Genomic DNA, 17,629 nt, shown 5'->3' with positions numbered 1-17,629 from the left:
CACTTTAGCAAGTACAGCGCTCATCAAGGCCACAAAATTAAATCACTAGTAGCTTACTCTGTTGAACAAGCTACTAATCATAAACTCTTGCGAAGCACTGGCTTCACTTACATTCCGACGAAGAAACTAATCACCAATGCATTGATTAAATCGACAAAGAAACCACATACTAATGGAACCACAATGAAAGCTTGTGGGCTTGCACCATAACGATGCGTCACGGCCGTCATGTTCACAATCGCTGTAGCGGTCGAACCTAATGTAATACCACCGAAGCCTGAACATATCACCACGGAGTCATAGTTTCGTCCCATCATGTAGTAGACCACGAACATGGTAAATAACAGGGACAGTAGAATCTGAATACTCATGATCACCGAGATATAGCCAAATAACCCATCAAGATCCCAGATGCGAAGACCCATCAACGCCATCGTCAGGAACATCCCCAAACAAATATCAGAAATCATCGCTAAGCCTTTTCGGCCTTGGGCTATTTTCTCTTGTGTTCGACGCTTCGTAAACAATGCACGGCCAATATTTCCTATAAAAATACCAGCGATTAAGCAGCTTACGAACAATGGAAGTTTTAACCCCATTGAGTCGATAATTTCACTGATGCTGTAACCAAGCATCAGAGTGAGGTTTAAAAGTAACCATGCCCACAGCACACCGTAATGACTTAACTCAGTGCGTGTTTCGCTTTCTTGGTACGCACCAACCGTCACGTCTTCTTCGTTAGACGGGCTGATTTTGTGTTTATTAAGTAAGTAATTTGCAATTGGACCACCAATCACACACGCTGCAATCAAGCCAACCGTGTTTGACGCCACACCGAGCTCTAGCGCGTTCGAAATGCCAAACTCTTCCACGAACATTGGTGCCCACGCCAACGTTGTGCCTACACCGCCGATTAAGCTCACAGAGCCAGATAACAAGCCAGCTTTGGGATCCATTCCAAAGCCCGAAGCTACCGCCATCCCAACCACGTTTTGCAACACGATAAAGACAGCAGCAAGAAACAATAGAATGAACAACGGTCGCCCACCCTTAATCAGGGTTTTAATATCCGCTTGGAGTCCGATGCCAGCAAAAAAGTAGAGCAGTAAAAAATCTCTGACATCTAGGCTAAAAGTGATTTGAATTTCAAATAAGTAATAAAGCGCGGCAACGGTAGCAGCACAAACAAAGCCACCAATAACCGGCTCCGGTAGAGAATACTTCCTTAATACTTCAGATCGCTCAATCAAACCTTTACCAATAAACAGTAATGAGATCGCGATAGTAAAGGAGAGCAATGGAGAAACGAGGGTTTCCGTCATGAGGAGATAGATTCCTAATAGTTAAGATTATTCATAATGTTGCTTACCCTTGATCATCTAGAACCAGACCAAAAAATCAAGCTTTTATCGGTTACAAAAGCAACTAATATGGATCAATTTACGTAGATATAGATAGAGTAAATAACGATAAAGAAATGATTAAAGGAACTGATGCTAGAGATAGAGTAGATGAGGTGAAATATAGGGGGCTCTAAAACGAGAAAACCCCAGCATTTCTGCTAGGGTTTTGAATAGTGGTGGAAGGATGGGGATTTGAACCCCAGATACGCTATAAACGTATACTCGCTTTCCAGGCGAGCGCCTTAAGCCACTCAGCCATCCTTCCACAAATTTTGTGTTGAGCTTGTTACTCAACGAGGCGCTACTTTATTGATTCTGCTTGCTTTGGTCAAGGGGCATTATCAAAAAAAGTGCCTTTTTCAGTTTGTTCGATTATAAATTAACTCATTAGATCAAAAACAAACCAAATTTCATAATATCGAGGGGCTTACGCTTGCTGATAATAACCAGGAACTCTAAACCATTTACGGCACATATCTAAGAAGTAACCGTAAAGCACGCCCATACCACATGAGATAACTGCATTACTGGTCACGGCTGTTACGATCTGATCAGTTGAAGCGCCTACTGCAAGTAAAATACCGGCGTATACAGGTGATTGGAATAACACGTAAGCCATCAAATCAGACAGGTTTTTCATCGGGGTACTTTGTGAAAGCTTTGCACCATTGCGCAAGAACCAATCACGAAAAACACCATAAGGCCAAGCGATAGCAATGTTTACCGGAATAGATAACGTTCGAGAAGCAAGAGATTGCTCAAACGTCATACCTGAAATAAACACTTCTACGATCATCCCTGAGATAAAACAGAAAACTACCATAGCAAATGTATCCGCTGCTGCATTACGAATACAAAATGGACCACGAGACTTCATTAACAACAAACCTAAAATATATCACTGCCTAAGTAGTGATTTAGTAACATATAAACAAGGTGTATTTGCACCCTACCAGATAATACCGCTATTAAAACACAAGATAAGCAGTCATACATTCCAAATTAAAAATCGAGTTGTAAATTAACTACCAAAAACCAGTTAAAAAGCAGTCACTTCAACCAAAAAATCGCATCAAGGTCAAATAGTGGCCAATTCGTTGTTTACTTTCTGTAATTAAACAACACTTAGGCCATAGGTAAGTTAACAGTAATAATGTTAATGACACCCTGGGTAGGAGGCGCCCCAAGAGAAACTTGTTCTAGGGCTTTATCAACTTGAGATGTAAGTTCAGCATTGTTCATCGGGACAATATGAGCACGTAGGGTTTCCAAGGCAAACTGAATCAGCTCAAGGTTATTATCTTCTAGCGCCACATACAGCGTTACTAGTAGCTCTTCAGTGTTGTCTTTATTTCGCAGGTCGGGTTTAGGTAGCGAACGACTTTGACTCTTCTGCCCGTGTGGATGTGTGTTCTGTAGGTTTATATTACTACTTACTGTTTTATGACGAAATTCATCACTTATCGCATCCTCATGGCTTTCATCGTCATGAAATTGGTAAAGCTTGTTCGAGTAACGGAATAAAGCGTCGTCGAGCTCACGTTCATCAATCGGTTTAGCAATAATGTAATCCACACCAGCACCGAGCATACGCTCGCGTGTCTCTTTAAATACATCAGCAGTACAACCAAATATCAAAACTGATGACACATCGCCAATTAAGGAACGAATCGCTGTTGTTGATTCAACGCCGTCCATCACAGGCATATGGTTATCCATCAACACCAAATCAAAATGCTCAGCGACGACGGCTTGTATGGCAAGCTCACCATTTTCGACGCTTTTACAGGTGAACCCTTTGCTGCTCATGAAGGTCTCAATGATGACGGTATTGGTTCGGTTATCTTCTACAATCAGCACTTTCAAGCCAGAATAATCCAACTTCTTATGTGGCAAGCTCTCAATCTCTCCAGGCTGACAAGGTTGAATCTTCAATCGAACATCGAAGCTTGTACCTATGCCCTCTTCACTGGTAACAGTAATACTGCCATCCATGAGCTGAGCAATTTTCTTCACAATCGCCAAGCCAAGGCCAGTACCGCCAAAGCGTCTTGTGGTCGACGACTCGGCTTGTTCAAAAGGCTTGAAAATACGCTTTTGGGCTTCTTTAGAGATACCAATGCCAGTATCACGAACTCGAATACTGAGGTAGGTGTCGTTCCCTTCTACAATTTCTTTCAGGTATACCTCAACAAAGCCTCTGTAAGTGAACTTCACGGCGTTGTTCAGTAGATTAAACAAGATTTGGCGCAGGCGAGCTTTGTCCGAGAAGTACCAACGGCCAGAAGGCACCTCAGAGTACACCTTAAATTGAAGCCCCTTTTCGGAAGACAATGTGAAGTAAACGCTGTTGATACTGCCAATGATGGAATCAAGCGGGAAACGAGTTTCATCGAGATCCAATCGACCTTGTTCAATCTTTGAGAAATCCAAGATCTCATTGAGCAAAGTCATCATGTGATCGCCAGACTCATACAGGCTCTTAAGGTGTTTCTCTTGCTCTGTATTTAAAGGGGTTTTTAATAGGATCTGAGCGGTTCCCAATACACCATTCATTGGAGTTCGAATTTCATGTGACAGAGTTGCAAGGAAAGCAGTTTTAGCATTGGTTGATGCTTGAGCTTTAACCTTTTCAGCTTCAAGGTAGATGGTCTTTTCGTTGAAGGTTTTAATCAAATGACCGATTTCATCTTGACTTGAGTAGTCAACATCAATGATCTCACCCGCTTTAGAACCATCGACTTTGGCTGCAATGGTTGTGATAGGGCTAATTAAATAGCGGTTCAACAAGTAATAACCTGCCATTACACACAATAACAACAGAGGCACAATACCGCCTTCAATACTCATTACCTGACGAAATACCTCATCTGATACCAGTAATTTTGAATTGACGACATCCACTTGCCAACCGAACTCACCAAACTGGTTATTGCTGATGTAAATCCCTTCAACAAGATTGAAATTGTGGGAAACCAATACTTGGTTAAGTTTATCTCTTAACGTAATACCAAGGTCATACTCTTCCGCATGGTTCTTAATAAAGCCTAATAACTCCTCAAGAGAGAGATCTACCGTCGCAACGCCAGCAAAGGTACCATCATAATAATAAGGTGATGAGGCTGTGATCATTCGAACATGAGTGTATGGATCGATATACACATCACTCCACGAAATGGTTCCTTGATCTTTGTTAATGACAGAGGTGTACCAATACTCTTGATGATAAGGGACGTTTTTAGGGTTGTTATAAGAAAACAACTGGTCAATCTTGCCATCGTCGGCTTTGTTGAAAAAGTAGCTGTTAAGCAGCTTCTTAGAATCCAACACGTAAGGTTCTGGCCAAATACCCGCGCTGACGATCGTGTCATCACTCGCCGCCAACATCGATTTAAATAGCGGAATAACATCATCACCATTGCGATGTGCTTGAGCAAAGCCAACCAAGCTATCAACAAAGCCTCGAGAGCTGCTGAGTGGCTCTGTAATCAAGGCAGATAAAAGTTGCGTACGCAAGTCGAGGTTTTGTTGTAATTTGGCGCGCACAGGGGATTCTACGACGTAATACGTCACACTACCGACAATCGCAATAAACATCGCAAGGTATAATCCAAGCGCTACCATGCTTTTTTTCTTTAAAGATGACCGTATCTGCATAATTTTTTTGTTGTTTTCTTTTCTATTAAACCTAGTGTTTATCACCAATGACATCAAGCCTTTTTAGATTGAAGCTTGATTGGCACAAGTTCATTGGTACTATAAGCGCAAATATGTTCCCTTTTACGGTACCTCACTTTGACCTTACAAGATATTCTTGCGCTTCCAGAGTTGGAAGGAAAGCTAATCACAGAACACAAAACCATGGGATTTGTCACGGCAATGGCAGCCGCCCCTAATGTGTTAACACCGCATGAGTGGCTACCGTTCCTTTGGGGTGGCGAAGAAGTCGCTCCATTTACGGATGGTGAACAACTTGAAAGCTACATTGAAGTTATCATCACGCTTTGGAATAGAACACGTCCTGAGCTAATCGAAGGTACTTGGGTTTGGCCTGAAGCTTGCCAATTGGATGATGCAGAAGTAGTGAACACTGCGGCTCGAGATTTCTGTGAAGGCTTACTTCAAGGCTGGCAGATTGCCCGTGACGATTGGGAAACTCTGATGCCTGAAGATAGCGAAGACAACGCGCTAGTCGGCGGCGTACTACTGTCACTAAGCATGCTGTACGATCCAGAAACTTCAATTGCAACGCTTGCGGAGCAAGGTATTGAAGGCCTAGAGCAATTTGAAGAGATATTTAACGCAGTTCCTGTCATGCTTTGCGGGTTAACTCAGCGCGGTATCGCATTGGCTGAAGCTCAATAATATCGACTAATTGGATAGCAAAAAGGCCTCCCAACGAGGCCTTTTTTAGTTTGAAATTAAATACACGTTCTAAAAACCTTTCCAGTCGAAGTCATCAATTCTTTCATCTGCAATATAAAACAACTTAGTACCGCTACTGATCACTTGATCCAGTTCTGGGTTAAGTTCAATCCCACGGCCGGAATCTATCGCTATCAGCGTTGCTTGATACTTCTCTTTAAACGCAGCAAAGATCGGCGCGACGGTTACTGGCTCGGCATCTGCAGGATAATAGGTAGAATACTGCGTCATGCCCCTTGTTGAGCTTAATAGCTCTTGATGCAACGCACTTGATCCCGGATCAACCGCGGCCTTAGCCAGCATTTCAGCGCCAACGGCTGGAATACATTCAGAATTTGGGCAATGTTTATGTAGAAGGTCACTCAAAGCTTCATCTTTAAAGTAAACGAGTAGATGAGCTTTAGGGTTTCGATTCGCACAGTAAAGTGCCGCAGATAATGTGATGTCGTCTTCCGGGTTATCAATCAAAATACAACTTGCTGACTCGATGCCGGTTTTTTCCATCTCTTTGCCATCAGTGTAACTGTTGACTTTAACGAAGTTGATTTCACCAGGTAACGGATTTTCAATATCAGAACGAGTACACAACACAATTGGTCGTTTACCCGTTTCTTCATGTTGCAACATGCGGATTAGATGTATGGTGCGCTGCTCATTCCACCCAAGCATCAAAATGTGGTTGTCCACTCTCACTCTCCTTTTCCCTAACAAGCCGGCTCGCCAATATTCAACACCTTCTGTGGCGACTTTACCGAGTAACGCCGCGAAAAGGCTGAGTCCACCCGGAATAATAAACAAAATCACAATCCATCGACCCGCTTCAGTCGTCGGGGATAAATCACCATAACCAACCGTTGAAGCTGTCACGACTAAATAGTAGGCGAACGTGGTAAACGAGCTTGTTAAGCCCGTCTCGCCCGCCATATACAACGTTGACCACGATAGAAAAACGTAGCCTAAGAATGTAAACAATAAGTTCTTGCCATTCAGAACGAAGATATTCGCTTTGAACCAACGTTTGAGTTGTAACCAAATTATCATTGGAGCCTCTAATTATTGTCTCTTACGTACATGCTAGAAAAAATACACGATATCAACAAGATGTATCATCAGAAAAAGATACATAAACGCAAAATCGATATTATCGCCCTATATTCAGATACAAAAAAACCAGCACTGTATGCTGGTTTTTATCTGTAACTTATAAAGCCACGACTAAGCGTTGCCTTTCACTTGTATGTTTAGCTGTTCAGCAAAATCAAGCATGCGGTTTAACGGGATCAGAGACTTAGCTCGCAGTTCATCAGAAACGAAGATCTCATGCTGTTTACCACCGTGCTCAAGTGCATTTTCAATCGCTTCAAGCCCGTTCATAGCCATCCAAGGACAGTGTGCGCAGCTACGACAAGTTGCACCTGCACCAGCGGTTGGCGCTTCAATTAGCTCTTTTTCAGGAACCAATTGTTGCATCTTGAAGAAGATACCTTTGTCTGTCGCGACAATCATTTGTGGATGCGGCAGCTCTTTCGCTTTTTTGATTAGTTGGCTTGTTGAACCAACAGCATCAGCCAGTTCAACAACGCTTGCTGGTGATTCTGGGTGAACTAGAATGGCCGCTTCTGGGTATACCGATTTCATTTTCTTCAGAGCATCAGCTGAAAACTCGTCATGAACGATACACTCACCTTGCCAAAGCAACATGTCAGCGCCAGTTTGGTTTGCGATGTAAGAACCTAAGTGACGGTCTGGCCCCCAAATGATTGGTTTGCCTTCAGCGTCTAGGCTTTCAACGATTTCTAAAGCGATACTCGACGTAACCACCCAGTCTGCACGAGCTTTAACAGCCGCAGAGGTGTTTGCGTAAACAACCACGGTGTGGTCAGGGTGTGCATCACAAAATTCTGTAAATTTGTCAGCCGGACAGCCAAGGTCAAGTGAACACTCCGCTTCCAACGTTGGCATTAAGATTCGTTTTTCAGGAGTCAGAATCTTTGCAGATTCTCCCATAAAACGAACACCAGCGATGATCAGCGTGCTTGCTGAATGACGGTTACCAAACTTAGCCATTTCTAAAGAATCGCCAACGAAACCACCAGTTTCTTCTGCAAGAGCCTGAATTTCAGGATCTGTGTAGTAGTGTGCAATTAGAACTGCATCTTTTTCTTGAAGTAGTGTTTTGATGTTCGCGATGTGGGCCTGTTTCTGAGCGTCGCTCAAAGGAACGGGCTTAGGCGGAAACGGGTAAACTGTATCGATTTTATCTAGTATATGACTCATTGCTCTTGCTCTACGCAACTTCTTCCGAGAATCCGAGTATTCTACACAGGACAGCGATTGGGATCAAAAAGGATTAGTTGCAAACGGTTACTCACTAATACTTAAAAAGCATAAATAAGTCGTTACGTTGCTATCACAAGGAGAGGTATTAGATATCTAATAGCTGACGAAAGCATCTAACCACGAGTAAATAACCAACAGCTAACTCAGCAACCAATGAGCCGCTATCAGTCAGTCCTACTAATAAGTACGAACAGCCAATAAGTAAATAATAAAATGCAACGGGTATAAAAAAGAGGTACCAGAGTACCCCTATTTTGTTTTATAAGTGAGTTTTAGCCACTTTTGCCGAAGCACTGTTTGGGTACTCGGTCACGACTTGTTGGTAATATTTCTTAGCTTGCGCCACGTTGTTGTTACGCGTTGCTATGTCACCAAGCTTAACCAGGGCATCTGCTCGCTTATTTGAATCTTTGTATGATACAACAGCGGCAAAACTCTTCACGGCTTCTTCATCTTGCTTCTTAGCAAAGTAAAGCTGACCTAACCAGTAATGAGAGTTAGGTGTGAAGGTAGAATCTGGGAAGTCTTTTTGAAACTTTTGGAATGCTGCAATAGCACCCGTATAGTCTCGTTGCTTTAGAATCATATCTACAGCATTTTGATAAGCGGTTTGCTCATCAACGTCGGTACTAAATGTGCCTGAAGCATCTTTAGCGCCTGCGCTCGCAGTCGCGGCTACAGCCGTTTTACCTGACGCTTTCACCTCACCTCTAACGCGATCCAGTTCAATAAACAGTTCACGTTGACGCTCTAACATTTGCTTCATATCGTAACTGTTTCGCTCTAGCTCACCACGAAGTTCACTGATCTCCAGTGACATGTCGTCGATTTGCTGCTGCATTTGAAGCTGAACGAGGTTGCGATTTTGAAGCAAGCGCTCTAAACGCTCAATATCTGATTCGTTAGATGCTGATCGAGAGGAAGATGATGAATTGGTTGCGGTGCTATTGAGATCGGATACTGGGGCTGGTGCAGCGAACGTAGTGTTCGCTGCACTTGCCAGTAACGAAAGCAAAATGACTCGCTTTGTGTTACTGAACATGAGGCAATTCCTCAATTATATAGTCTACTAAAATTAGTAAACTAGTACTGCGCGACGGTTTTTAGCGTACACATCTTCAGATTGACCTAGAAGAAGTGGCTTCTCTTCACCGTAGCTTACGATAGAGATTTGGTCTGCTTGAACACCTAGAGCTTGTAGGTATTTCGCTACAGCTTGTGCACGACGCTCACCAAGTGCGATGTTGTACTCAGGAGTACCGCGCTCATCAGCGTGACCTTCGATAGTAACGTTCATGTCAACGTTCTTAACTAGGTAAGCTGCGTGAGCTGCTAGCATTTCTTCGTAGTCGCCAGCGATAGTTGAGTTATCGAATGCGAAGTAGATTGTTTGAGTTTCACGTAGCGCTTGCTCTTTAAGCTCTTGCTCAGACAGTTGACCGTTAGCGTCAATTGGCGTTACAACAGTTGTGTCTACGTTGCCTTCTGTACCTGAAGTTGTTTGGTTGCTTTCAGTACCAGATGTTGCAGATGTTGCTTCATCAGTTGAGCTACATGCCGTTACTGCCATCACTGGTAGTGCAATCATCAAGCCTTTAAGAACTTTGTTAAGTTGCATCTTTTTTTCCTTACGTTATCAAACTTAGTTTCTACAGCCGACTAAGTGCTATAGATAGTTAAATGCCACAATAGTTAACACTATCAATAGCTAATAGAATATGTGACTTTTACTAGAGAAACGGTGACCATGCCGGCGCTCTTACGCGTCCGTTGGTTGCCGGTAATCTAGCTTTAAAACGGCCATCGATAGAAACCATCGATAATACGTTTGTTTTATTGTAAATAGAGCTATAGATAACCATACCTCCATTCGGCGCAATACTTGGAGATTCATCTAACAATGTTTTTGTTAATACTTGAACTGCGCCCGTTTCCAAGTCCTGTTTAGCCAAGTTAAAACCTGAGTTACTACGATTGACCATAATCAGGAATCGTCCGTCAGGAGTAATCTGACCACCTAGGTTTTGGCTACCTTGCCAAGTAATGCGAGAAGTCGAATTATTGGACAAATTTACATTATAAATCTGGGGTTTACCACCACGATCCGAGGTAAAAATAAGAGACTTGCCATCTGGGTACCAGAATGGTTCTGTATTATTTGAGCGGCCGAGAGTAATTTGAGTCAGCTTACGACTTGCTAGGTCAAGCGTGTACACTTGAAGGCTGCCTGTTTTCGACAATACCAATGCCAATGTTTTGCCATCTGGCGAAAATCTTGGTGCACCATTATGACGAGGGTATGACGTCACCTTCTCACGTTCACCCGTGTAAATATTCATAATGAATATTTCAGCTTGTCCGTTTTGGAAACTCACATAAGCAAGCTTCTTACCGTCTGGAGACCATGCTGGCGACATCAAAGGCTGTTTAGAACGCAGTACTAAACGCTCATTAAAGCCGTCATAGTCAGCCACACGAAGCTGGTATGGGTATTTGTCTTTGTCGTTTACTACCACATAAGAAATACGAGTTAAGAACGCACCTTTTTCACCAGTTAGCTCTTCATAAACTAAATCAGAAATACGGTGTGCATATTCTCTTAAGCGTTTACCAGGAACCGTGGCCTTTTTGTTAAACAGAACGTGATCTTTAGAAAGCACGAGCTGTCCTTCATCACTTAACGCACGGCTTTGCCCTTTGGTTAGCTGACCACGAACAATGTCGATCAACTGGTAGTTCACTACATATTGCCCTTCAGCATTCTTAGTGATACTACCGGTTAGCAATGAATCAACACCTAGATTCGTCCAAGCATCAAAATCCACCTCAGCTTCGCTGTAAGGCGTTTGAGGCATTTTGCTGGTCGCAACTGGGCTGAATTTACCACTACGCTGTAAATCAGAAGCAATAACCGCTGATACGTCATGTGGTAATGGTTCTGCACCTTCCCAACGGAAAGGAACAATAGCAATCGGTCTAGCAGAGTTTATACCGTCTGTAATAACCAGCTCCAGTGCTGCATGTGCAAACTGGCTGCTTGTCGCTATTACAAAAACAAAACTCAGTAATAGTTTTTTTAACACAAGTTCGTCCTTTTACTCTGGTGATACAGTTAAGTTAATGTCTTTCAGTGATTTCACAATGTCTGGGTCTTTAGGCAACGGATAAGATTGCACCTGCGCCACCGCGCGCTTGGTTGCTGCACACAAGCGGCTATCGCCATCCAAAATACTCAAGCTACCCAAAATCGCATTCGAACCCGTTGGAATAAGTTTAAGGTTCACTCGGCATGAGCGGCCTCTAAAGCTGTCTTCTAACAATAAGTTTTGTTGAATAAGCTGAGTATAGATAGCACCATAACGCTGTGCTTCATCACTAATAAATTGTTGTTTAGCCGAAGAGTTTTGAGTCGACTCAGTCTCAAGCCCTGCAAAGATATCATTCAATGCAGCTTCTTGTTGCTTGCGTTCTTTCTCTGCTCTCGCGGCGGCCTCTTTGGCCTTACGGGCTTTCTCAGCCGCTGCGGCAGCTTCTTTCTCTTTCGCTATACGTTGCTTTTCAGCACGTTCAGCGGCTTCTTTTTCTTTACGAGCTTTTTCTGCTGCTTCTTTCGCGGCTTTTTCTTTTGCCACGCGTTCTTGTTCAGCTTTGGCGACAGCCGCTTCTTTGGCTTTACGTTCTTTTTCAACCTTAACAAGCGCTGCTTCTTTAAGTTTACGATCCGCTTCGGCTTTAGCCGCTTTCTGTTGCTCTTGCTTTAAGCGCGTCTCTTCAACTTTACGTTGTTTCTCTTTCTCTACTCGACGCTTTTCAGCTTCACGGGTCGCTTTGGCCTCTTTTGCTTGCTGTTCTTTTAGCTTACGAATGTTTTCTTCTTCGGCTTTGCGATTCTTTTCAAGTCGCTCGCTTTCACGGCGTAATTTGTCTAACCGTTCTTGCTCTTTCTTACCCGCAGCTTCTCTTTGTTGACGAATCTGCTGAGCTTGCTGACGAACCAGTTGAGGATCAATTACGACTGCCTGAACCATCCGCCCTGTTGGCTTAGGTTCTGACATAGTAAAATCTGCTCCCCAAATAAGAGCAACGAATAGAATGACATGCAGCCCGATTGAAATTAGAAGCGGCGTTTTAGAATTATTGGATTTTTTATTATTCGCTTTCATGAATGCTACGGAGCTATTCCCTTATATCCGTTAAAAGGCCAACCTTTGGCACACCTGCACGGCTTAATTCATCAAGTAATAAAACCACTTCAGCGTAAGGCGTTGCGGCATCACCGCCGACCGCCACTGGAGAATTAGGCTTCAGAGACAACTCGGCTTTCACTCGAACAATAATGTCTTCAAGTGACAAACCGCGCTGTACGTCTTCGTTATTAACGCTTAGGCCAAGCTCACCGTCTTTGTTAACTTCAACAATAATAAAGCTGGCGTTCTCGTCACCCAACAGATCTTGAGCAGATTGAGCCGTTGAAGCTTTTGGTAATTCAACATCAACGCCTTGCGTAACGAATGGTGAGGTCACCATAAAAATAATCAGCAAAACCAGCATAACGTCGATGTAAGGTACAACGTTAATCTCTGCCGTCATTTTGCGTTTTTTAGGTTGGTATCCAGCCATCTATTATTCCCTGCCAGCCATCGCTTGACGGTGAAGAATACTGTGAAACTCTTCAGAGAAAGTCGCGTAATTGTGTTCTAGTTTACCCACTCTACTGCTAAAGCGGTTGTAAGCCATAACAGCTGGAATCGCTGCAAATAGACCCATAGCGGTTGCGATCAGTGCTTCTGCGATACCGGGAGCTACCATTGCTAGCGTCGCCTGCTTAACTTCACCTAATGCGATGAACGAATGCATGATGCCCCAAACGGTACCAAATAGGCCGATATATGGGCTGATAGAGCCGACTGTTGCTAAGAAAGGCAAGTTGGTTTCTAGCTCATCAACTTCACGGGCAACCGCAACGCGCATTGCACGGCCAGTACCTTCCATAATGAAGTCTGGAGACGTCGCGTTTGATTTACGTAGGCGAGCAAACTCAGTAAAGCCTGCGTAGAAAATTTCTTCAGTACCAGAAAGCTCGTCTTTGCGTTTATTGCTCTCTTGATACAATTTAGCGAGATCAACGCCAGACCAGAATTTATCTTCAAACACTTCAGTTTGTTTCGAAGCTTGAGATAACACTTTACTTCTTTTTATGATCATTGCCCAAGAAGCAACAGACATGCCCATAAGAACCAGCATGACCATTTTAACCAGTAAACTGGCTTCTAAAATTAGGCCTAAGATTGAGATTTCAGCAGTCACTATTCGTTAGCTCCGTAAGAATAAATGTTGGCATTGCCTTTGGTTTCATTTTTTGATTGTCGATACATGCTACCTTAACCATTGCTTTACACAATGCTTTGCCATCAGGATTTACGATCTCTTGACAGAAGACCAAGGTAGCTCGCTTCAATTCGTAAATATTTGTAATGACTTGTAAAGAATCATCAAGGCGTGCGCCTTGAATAAAATCAATGTCCATATGTCGGACTACAAAACCGATATTTTGTTCTAACAATACTTGTTGAGAAACGCCAATTGAACGCAGCATCTCAGTTCGAGCGCGTTCAAAAAACTTGAGATAGTTAGAATGGTACACAACCCCACCAGCATCGGTGTCTTCGTAATATACGGTTACTGGCCATGTAAACGGCTTAGATAATCCCTGCAAATTAATACCACAATCCCAAAACGATAAAGATCTCACTATAACCTAACTCATTATCATTAATAGTATATGACAGTGAATTTTTTGAGTTAAGAGACGAAAAAAAAGGCCATCTGTTTAAGATGACCTCTCTTTGACTAAAAACCCAACAACTACCTAAGTTTACTTTGTTATAAACCTAATCCACTGCCCTATTTAGATAAGGCGTAGCGCTGTCAGGTAGAGCAAAATTGTGAGTGAAACGTATGGGCTAAACAGTAGTTGCCACATCCAAGCTCTCGGCTTAAATCCGATACCATAAACCATGCTTGAGCAAACCGCCCATATAAACATTGGCCCGATGATCGCATTAAAGCCACCGATGCTTGTCGCATACGCTTCAGGATCCCACATTACTAAACCAACATGCATGAAACCCAATATCAGGGATAAAACTCTTAACAGAGTCTTATCCATTGGTTGATGCAGCTTAGCAACTTGCTCCGCGAGATTACTCACTGTCTTTGTCCATCATTTCTGAATGCTCAAGCCAAAGAGCATTGATGATGCCGAATGCACATGCTAGAAGTACACCCAAAATCCATGCGAAATACCACATAAAATTTCTCCTAAGTTATTTAACTTCTAGCTTAGTAAGCTGAAACGTCGTTATCTTCGATGTGTTTCTTATCTAGACGACCGAACATTTTGTAGTATGTCCAAGTTGTGTAGCCAAGAATCACAGGCACCATTACCGCCGCAACTCCAGTCATAAGACCAAGCGTTAGCTCACTTGCTGTTGAATCCCACATAGTCAAACTATGGTCAGGGTTCAGGCTTGATGGCATTACGAATGGGAACATTGCAAAACCAGCCGTTAAAATAACACCAGCGTTAGATAGGCTTGAGAACAAGAATGCGAAACCACCACGCTCAAAGCGAGATGCAATCACTGCAAGCAGTGGCATTGCTACACCAAGAATCGGCGCAGCCCACATTGCTGGGTACGTTTCGAAGTTTGTCATCCAAGCACCAACTTGAAGTGATACTTCTTTGTTTAGTGGGTTTGAGTCAGCAAACGTATCGATAGTACTCGTGATGACATAGCCTTCGATAGATTGAACCCAGAAGCCACCAATAACAAACAGAGCAATAGCAATTAAGCCAGCGATCTGAGCGACGTTACGAGCGCGGCTGTGCAGCTCTTCTGTTGTCTTCATTTGAAGCCATGTTGCACCTTGCATAACGAACAACATCAGGGCCAACACACCACAAAGCAATGCAAATGGGTTTAGCAGAGCGAAGAACGTACCATGGTATTTAGACATCATAAATTCGTTCAGGTCAAAGGGTACACCCTGTAATAGGTTACCAAATGCCACACCGAAAATGATTGGCGGTACGGTGCCACTAAAGCAAAGTGCGTAGTCCCAAGTTTTACGCCATTTTGGATCTTCAATCTTAGAACGGTAATCAAGAGCGAGTGGTCGTAACCAAAGCGCTGCTAGCGTCGCGTACATTGCGAAGTAAAAACCAGAGAAAGACGTCGCGTAAACCAAAGGCCATGCAGCAAACAATGCACCACCAGCCGTAATTAGCCAAACTTGGTTGCCATCCCAGTGAGGGGCAATAGTATTGAGCATAATACGACGTTCAGTGTCGCTCTTACCAATAACCGGTGAAAGGGCTGCAACACCCATATCGAAGCCATCAGTTACGGCGAAACCAACCAGTAGAACACCGATCAACACCCACCAAATAAGTCGTAAGCTTTCGTAATCAAACATAATATTCCCTCACTTATACTTCGACTGAACGGCTAACTTTGTCTTCAACAGAGTTATCGTTTTGTTCAAAGTGGTAACGGCCTGTCTTTAAGCTACTTGGACCTTTACGTGCGAATTTCAGCATTAGGTAAACTTCAGCAATCAGGAACACTGTGTACAGTGCCAGAATTGCGAATAGAGAAGTCCAAAGCTGACCAATAGTTAGTGCTGATGCTGCAACGTTAACCGGTAGAATTTCACCAACCGCCCATGGTTGACGACCAAACTCAGCAACGAACCAACCCGCTTCAATCGCAATCCATGGTAGTGGAATTGAGAATAGCGCCGCTTTAAGTACCCATGGTTTCTGTTCGATCTTCTGACGACATGTTTGAACAAACGCCGCACCGAATACAAACAGCATAATGAAGCCACAAGCAACCATCAGACGGAATGACCAGAACAGAGGCCAAACTGTTGGGATTGAATCATCCGCAGCCATCTGGATTTGGTCTTCTGTTGCATCAACAACGTCGTCTGTGTAGCGCTTAAGGAGCAAGCCGTAACCTAGGTCACCTTTTACTTCATCGAAAGCTGCAATGTTTTCTTCAGATTTGTCGCCTGAACGTAGTTTTTCAAGCAACTCATATGCGTACATACCCGTGCGGATACGATCAACGTGGTCATCACGTAGGTCACGCAGGCCCGTTACTTCCGTATCAAGAGATCGTGTTGCGATGATACCCATTACGTAAGGAATTTTAATTGCGTAGTCAGTATTCATTGTTTCTTGGTTTGGAATACCAAAAACAGTAAATGCGGCTGGTGCCTCTTCCGTGTGCCACTCCGCTTCAACAGCAGCTAGCTTCACTTTTTGAACTTCACCAAGCTCGTAACCAGATTCATCACCTAGCACGATAACTGACAGGATCGCTGCCATGCCGAAAGATGCTGCAATCGCAAAAGAACGACGAGCAAAGGCAAGGTCACGACCTTTAAGAATGTAGTATGAGCTGATACCAAGGATGAACATTGCACCCGTAGTGTAACCAGACGCCACTGTGTGTACGAATTTAACCTGTGCTACTGGGTTTAGTACAACTTCAGCGAAGCTCACCATTTCCATACGCATAGTTTCAAAGTTAAATTCTGCACCTACTGGGTTTTGCATCCAGCCGTTTGCTACCAAGATCCAAAGCGCAGAGAAGTTAGAACCAAGTGCTACTAACCACGTTACCGCTAAGTGTTGACGCTTTGACAATCTGTCCCAACCGAAGAAGAAAAGACCAACAAAAGTAGACTCTAGGAAGAATGCAACAAGCGCTTCGATAGCCAGCGGTGCACCAAAGATGTCGCCAACATAGTGAGAATAGTAAGACCAGTTAGTACCAAACTGAAACTCCATGGTTAAGCCTGTCGCTACACCAAGAGCAAAGTTAATACCAAACAATTTACCCCAGAACTTGGTCATGTCCTTGTAAATTTGCTTGCCAGTCATTACATAGACTGACTCCATAATGGCAAGTAGAAATGCCATACCTAAAGTCAGTGGAACAAATAGGAAGTGATACATCGCTGTGAATGCAAACTGCAATCGCGACAGATCAACAACATCAATCATGGTAACTCCTTTGTGTCGGCTGAAAGACACTTGTGTGATTAATCACCGCAAAAATCCATGTTAAAACAATTTGTGTAATTGTTATTACAAATTGAAATTTGTAGCAAAAACGTACCGTTATAGTTAGATTATTGTTAAGCATGAGCTAATATAGCTGGCGCTAATATTACTGGTAAAATCAGTATGTTTCAAAAGGTTTATAGGAGAACCTTGCGTTGATTTGTATCAATTTTATTCCAGCAAATTAGAGTTATTTTTGAACAATCATGATTAAAATCACACCAATTTGGCCTCTGTTAATAACAGCGCATGATATCTGTGACAAAAGCTCAGCACCGTTTCAACATACAAACTACAACTACCTATAAAGTATTAACAAAAC

The 17,629-nt window shown here is 43.2% G+C and carries 17 protein-coding genes and 1 tRNA gene; 1 reads left to right on the top strand and 17 read right to left on the bottom strand.

The window, feature by feature from the left end; genetic code table 11:
* Positions 1-107: 107 nt before the first annotated feature.
* From gltS to OCV36_RS05660, 4 genes are all read right to left on the bottom strand, one after another.
* The gene (gltS, locus tag OCV36_RS05675) at positions 108-1,322 is read right to left on the bottom strand and encodes a sodium/glutamate symporter (RefSeq protein ID WP_017076417.1); all 1,215 of its coding nucleotides are present in this window, start codon (positions 1,320-1,322) and stop codon (positions 108-110) included.
* Positions 1,323-1,577: 255 nt separating this feature from the next.
* Positions 1,578-1,668, bottom strand: a tRNA-Ser gene (locus OCV36_RS05670).
* A gap of 162 nt (positions 1,669-1,830) precedes the next feature.
* The gene (locus tag OCV36_RS05665) at positions 1,831-2,280 is read right to left on the bottom strand and encodes an L-alanine exporter AlaE (protein WP_102553218.1); all 450 of its coding nucleotides are present in this window, start codon (positions 2,278-2,280) and stop codon (positions 1,831-1,833) included.
* Between the two features lie 248 nt (positions 2,281-2,528).
* Positions 2,529-5,060 (bottom strand): ATP-binding protein, encoded by a 2,532-nt coding sequence (locus OCV36_RS05660; protein WP_449364388.1) that lies wholly within the window; start codon positions 5,058-5,060, stop codon positions 2,529-2,531.
* A 138-nt stretch (positions 5,061-5,198) separates the two neighbouring features.
* Here OCV36_RS05660 and OCV36_RS05655 point away from each other — a divergent pair, with 138 nt between their 5' ends.
* Positions 5,199-5,768, top strand: a complete 570-nt coding sequence (locus OCV36_RS05655) for a UPF0149 family protein (protein ID WP_017076421.1) — start codon at positions 5,199-5,201, stop codon at positions 5,766-5,768.
* Positions 5,769-5,837: 69 nt separating this feature from the next.
* Here the strand turns inward: OCV36_RS05655 and OCV36_RS05650 are convergent, their stop codons facing one another.
* The 13 genes from OCV36_RS05650 to cydA all read right to left on the bottom strand — a co-directional run bounded on the left by OCV36_RS05650 (position 5,838) and on the right by cydA (position 17,247).
* Positions 5,838-6,869: a potassium channel protein gene (locus OCV36_RS05650; protein WP_135454605.1), complete on the bottom strand. Its 1,032-nt coding sequence runs from the start codon at positions 6,867-6,869 to the stop codon at positions 5,838-5,840.
* 174 nt (positions 6,870-7,043) lie between these two features.
* Complete coding sequence (gene nadA / locus OCV36_RS05645; protein ID WP_135454603.1) at positions 7,044-8,105, bottom strand: quinolinate synthase NadA; 1,062 nt, start codon at positions 8,103-8,105, stop codon at positions 7,044-7,046.
* Positions 8,106-8,427: 322 nt separating this feature from the next.
* On the bottom strand, positions 8,428-9,210 hold the full coding sequence (gene ybgF, locus OCV36_RS05640; protein ID WP_029225246.1) for a tol-pal system protein YbgF: 783 nt from the start codon (positions 9,208-9,210) through the stop codon (positions 8,428-8,430).
* A gap of 33 nt (positions 9,211-9,243) precedes the next feature.
* Positions 9,244-9,786: a peptidoglycan-associated lipoprotein Pal gene (pal, locus tag OCV36_RS05635; RefSeq protein ID WP_010437916.1), complete on the bottom strand. Its 543-nt coding sequence runs from the start codon at positions 9,784-9,786 to the stop codon at positions 9,244-9,246.
* Between the two features lie 112 nt (positions 9,787-9,898).
* On the bottom strand, positions 9,899-11,251 hold the full coding sequence (gene tolB, locus OCV36_RS05630) for a Tol-Pal system beta propeller repeat protein TolB (RefSeq protein WP_135454601.1): 1,353 nt from the start codon (positions 11,249-11,251) through the stop codon (positions 9,899-9,901).
* 12 nt (positions 11,252-11,263) lie between these two features.
* On the bottom strand, positions 11,264-12,331 hold the full coding sequence (gene tolA / locus OCV36_RS05625; RefSeq protein ID WP_017076427.1) for a cell envelope integrity protein TolA: 1,068 nt from the start codon (positions 12,329-12,331) through the stop codon (positions 11,264-11,266).
* A gap of 13 nt (positions 12,332-12,344) precedes the next feature.
* Positions 12,345-12,788 carry a protein TolR gene (tolR, locus tag OCV36_RS05620; protein WP_017076428.1) on the bottom strand — a complete coding sequence of 148 codons (444 nt, stop codon included), beginning with the start codon at positions 12,786-12,788 and terminating at the stop codon, positions 12,345-12,347.
* Between the two features lie 3 nt (positions 12,789-12,791).
* On the bottom strand, positions 12,792-13,475 hold the full coding sequence (tolQ, locus tag OCV36_RS05615) for a protein TolQ (RefSeq protein ID WP_017076429.1): 684 nt from the start codon (positions 13,473-13,475) through the stop codon (positions 12,792-12,794).
* Complete coding sequence (gene ybgC, locus OCV36_RS05610; RefSeq protein WP_017076430.1) at positions 13,465-13,920, bottom strand: tol-pal system-associated acyl-CoA thioesterase; 456 nt, start codon at positions 13,918-13,920, stop codon at positions 13,465-13,467. The genes tolQ and ybgC overlap by 11 nt, the downstream gene beginning before the upstream one ends.
* A gap of 156 nt (positions 13,921-14,076) precedes the next feature.
* On the bottom strand, positions 14,077-14,379 hold the full coding sequence (gene ybgE / locus OCV36_RS05605) for a cyd operon protein YbgE (protein ID WP_017076431.1): 303 nt from the start codon (positions 14,377-14,379) through the stop codon (positions 14,077-14,079).
* The gene (gene cydX / locus OCV36_RS05600; RefSeq protein WP_000270284.1) at positions 14,372-14,479 is read right to left on the bottom strand and encodes a cytochrome bd-I oxidase subunit CydX; all 108 of its coding nucleotides are present in this window, start codon (positions 14,477-14,479) and stop codon (positions 14,372-14,374) included. Before cydX ends, ybgE begins: the two co-directional genes overlap by 8 nt.
* Positions 14,480-14,510: 31 nt before the next feature.
* On the bottom strand, positions 14,511-15,647 hold the full coding sequence (gene cydB / locus OCV36_RS05595) for a cytochrome d ubiquinol oxidase subunit II (RefSeq protein WP_017076432.1): 1,137 nt from the start codon (positions 15,645-15,647) through the stop codon (positions 14,511-14,513).
* A 13-nt stretch (positions 15,648-15,660) separates the two neighbouring features.
* The gene (gene cydA / locus OCV36_RS05590) at positions 15,661-17,247 is read right to left on the bottom strand and encodes a cytochrome ubiquinol oxidase subunit I (protein ID WP_029225247.1); all 1,587 of its coding nucleotides are present in this window, start codon (positions 17,245-17,247) and stop codon (positions 15,661-15,663) included.
* Between the last annotated feature and the right edge of the window lie 382 nt (positions 17,248-17,629).

The organism is Vibrio echinoideorum (assembly GCF_024347455.1).
Lineage (GTDB): Bacteria > Pseudomonadota > Gammaproteobacteria > Enterobacterales > Vibrionaceae > Vibrio > Vibrio echinoideorum.
The sequence above is the reverse complement of the archived record's forward strand: the minus strand, read 5'-3'. Positions and strand labels throughout refer to the sequence as shown.

Excerpts from the sequence above, each read along its gene's own strand:
- gltS (WP_017076417.1), bottom strand. The coding sequence starts at position 1,322 with ATGACGGAAACCCTCGTTTCTCCATTGCTCTCCTTTACTATCGCGATC.
- OCV36_RS05665 (WP_102553218.1), bottom strand. The coding sequence starts at position 2,280 with ATGAAGTCTCGTGGTCCATTTTGTATTCGTAATGCAGCAGCGGATACA.
- OCV36_RS05660 (WP_449364388.1), bottom strand. The coding sequence starts at position 5,060 with ATGCAGATACGGTCATCTTTAAAGAAAAAAAGCATGGTAGCGCTTGGA.
- OCV36_RS05650 (WP_135454605.1), bottom strand. The coding sequence starts at position 6,869 with ATGATAATTTGGTTACAACTCAAACGTTGGTTCAAAGCGAATATCTTC.
- nadA (WP_135454603.1), bottom strand. The coding sequence starts at position 8,105 with ATGAGTCATATACTAGATAAAATCGATACAGTTTACCCGTTTCCGCCT.
- ybgF (WP_029225246.1), bottom strand. The coding sequence starts at position 9,210 with ATGTTCAGTAACACAAAGCGAGTCATTTTGCTTTCGTTACTGGCAAGT.
- pal (WP_010437916.1), bottom strand. The coding sequence starts at position 9,786 with ATGCAACTTAACAAAGTTCTTAAAGGCTTGATGATTGCACTACCAGTG.
- tolA (WP_017076427.1), bottom strand. The coding sequence starts at position 12,331 with ATGAAAGCGAATAATAAAAAATCCAATAATTCTAAAACGCCGCTTCTA.
- tolR (WP_017076428.1), bottom strand. The coding sequence starts at position 12,788 with ATGGCTGGATACCAACCTAAAAAACGCAAAATGACGGCAGAGATTAAC.
- cydX (WP_000270284.1), bottom strand. The coding sequence starts at position 14,479 with ATGTGGTATTTCGCATGGATTTTGGGTGTACTTCTAGCATGTGCATTC.
- cydB (WP_017076432.1), bottom strand. The coding sequence starts at position 15,647 with ATGTTTGATTACGAAAGCTTACGACTTATTTGGTGGGTGTTGATCGGT.
- cydA (WP_029225247.1), bottom strand. The coding sequence starts at position 17,247 with ATGATTGATGTTGTTGATCTGTCGCGATTGCAGTTTGCATTCACAGCG.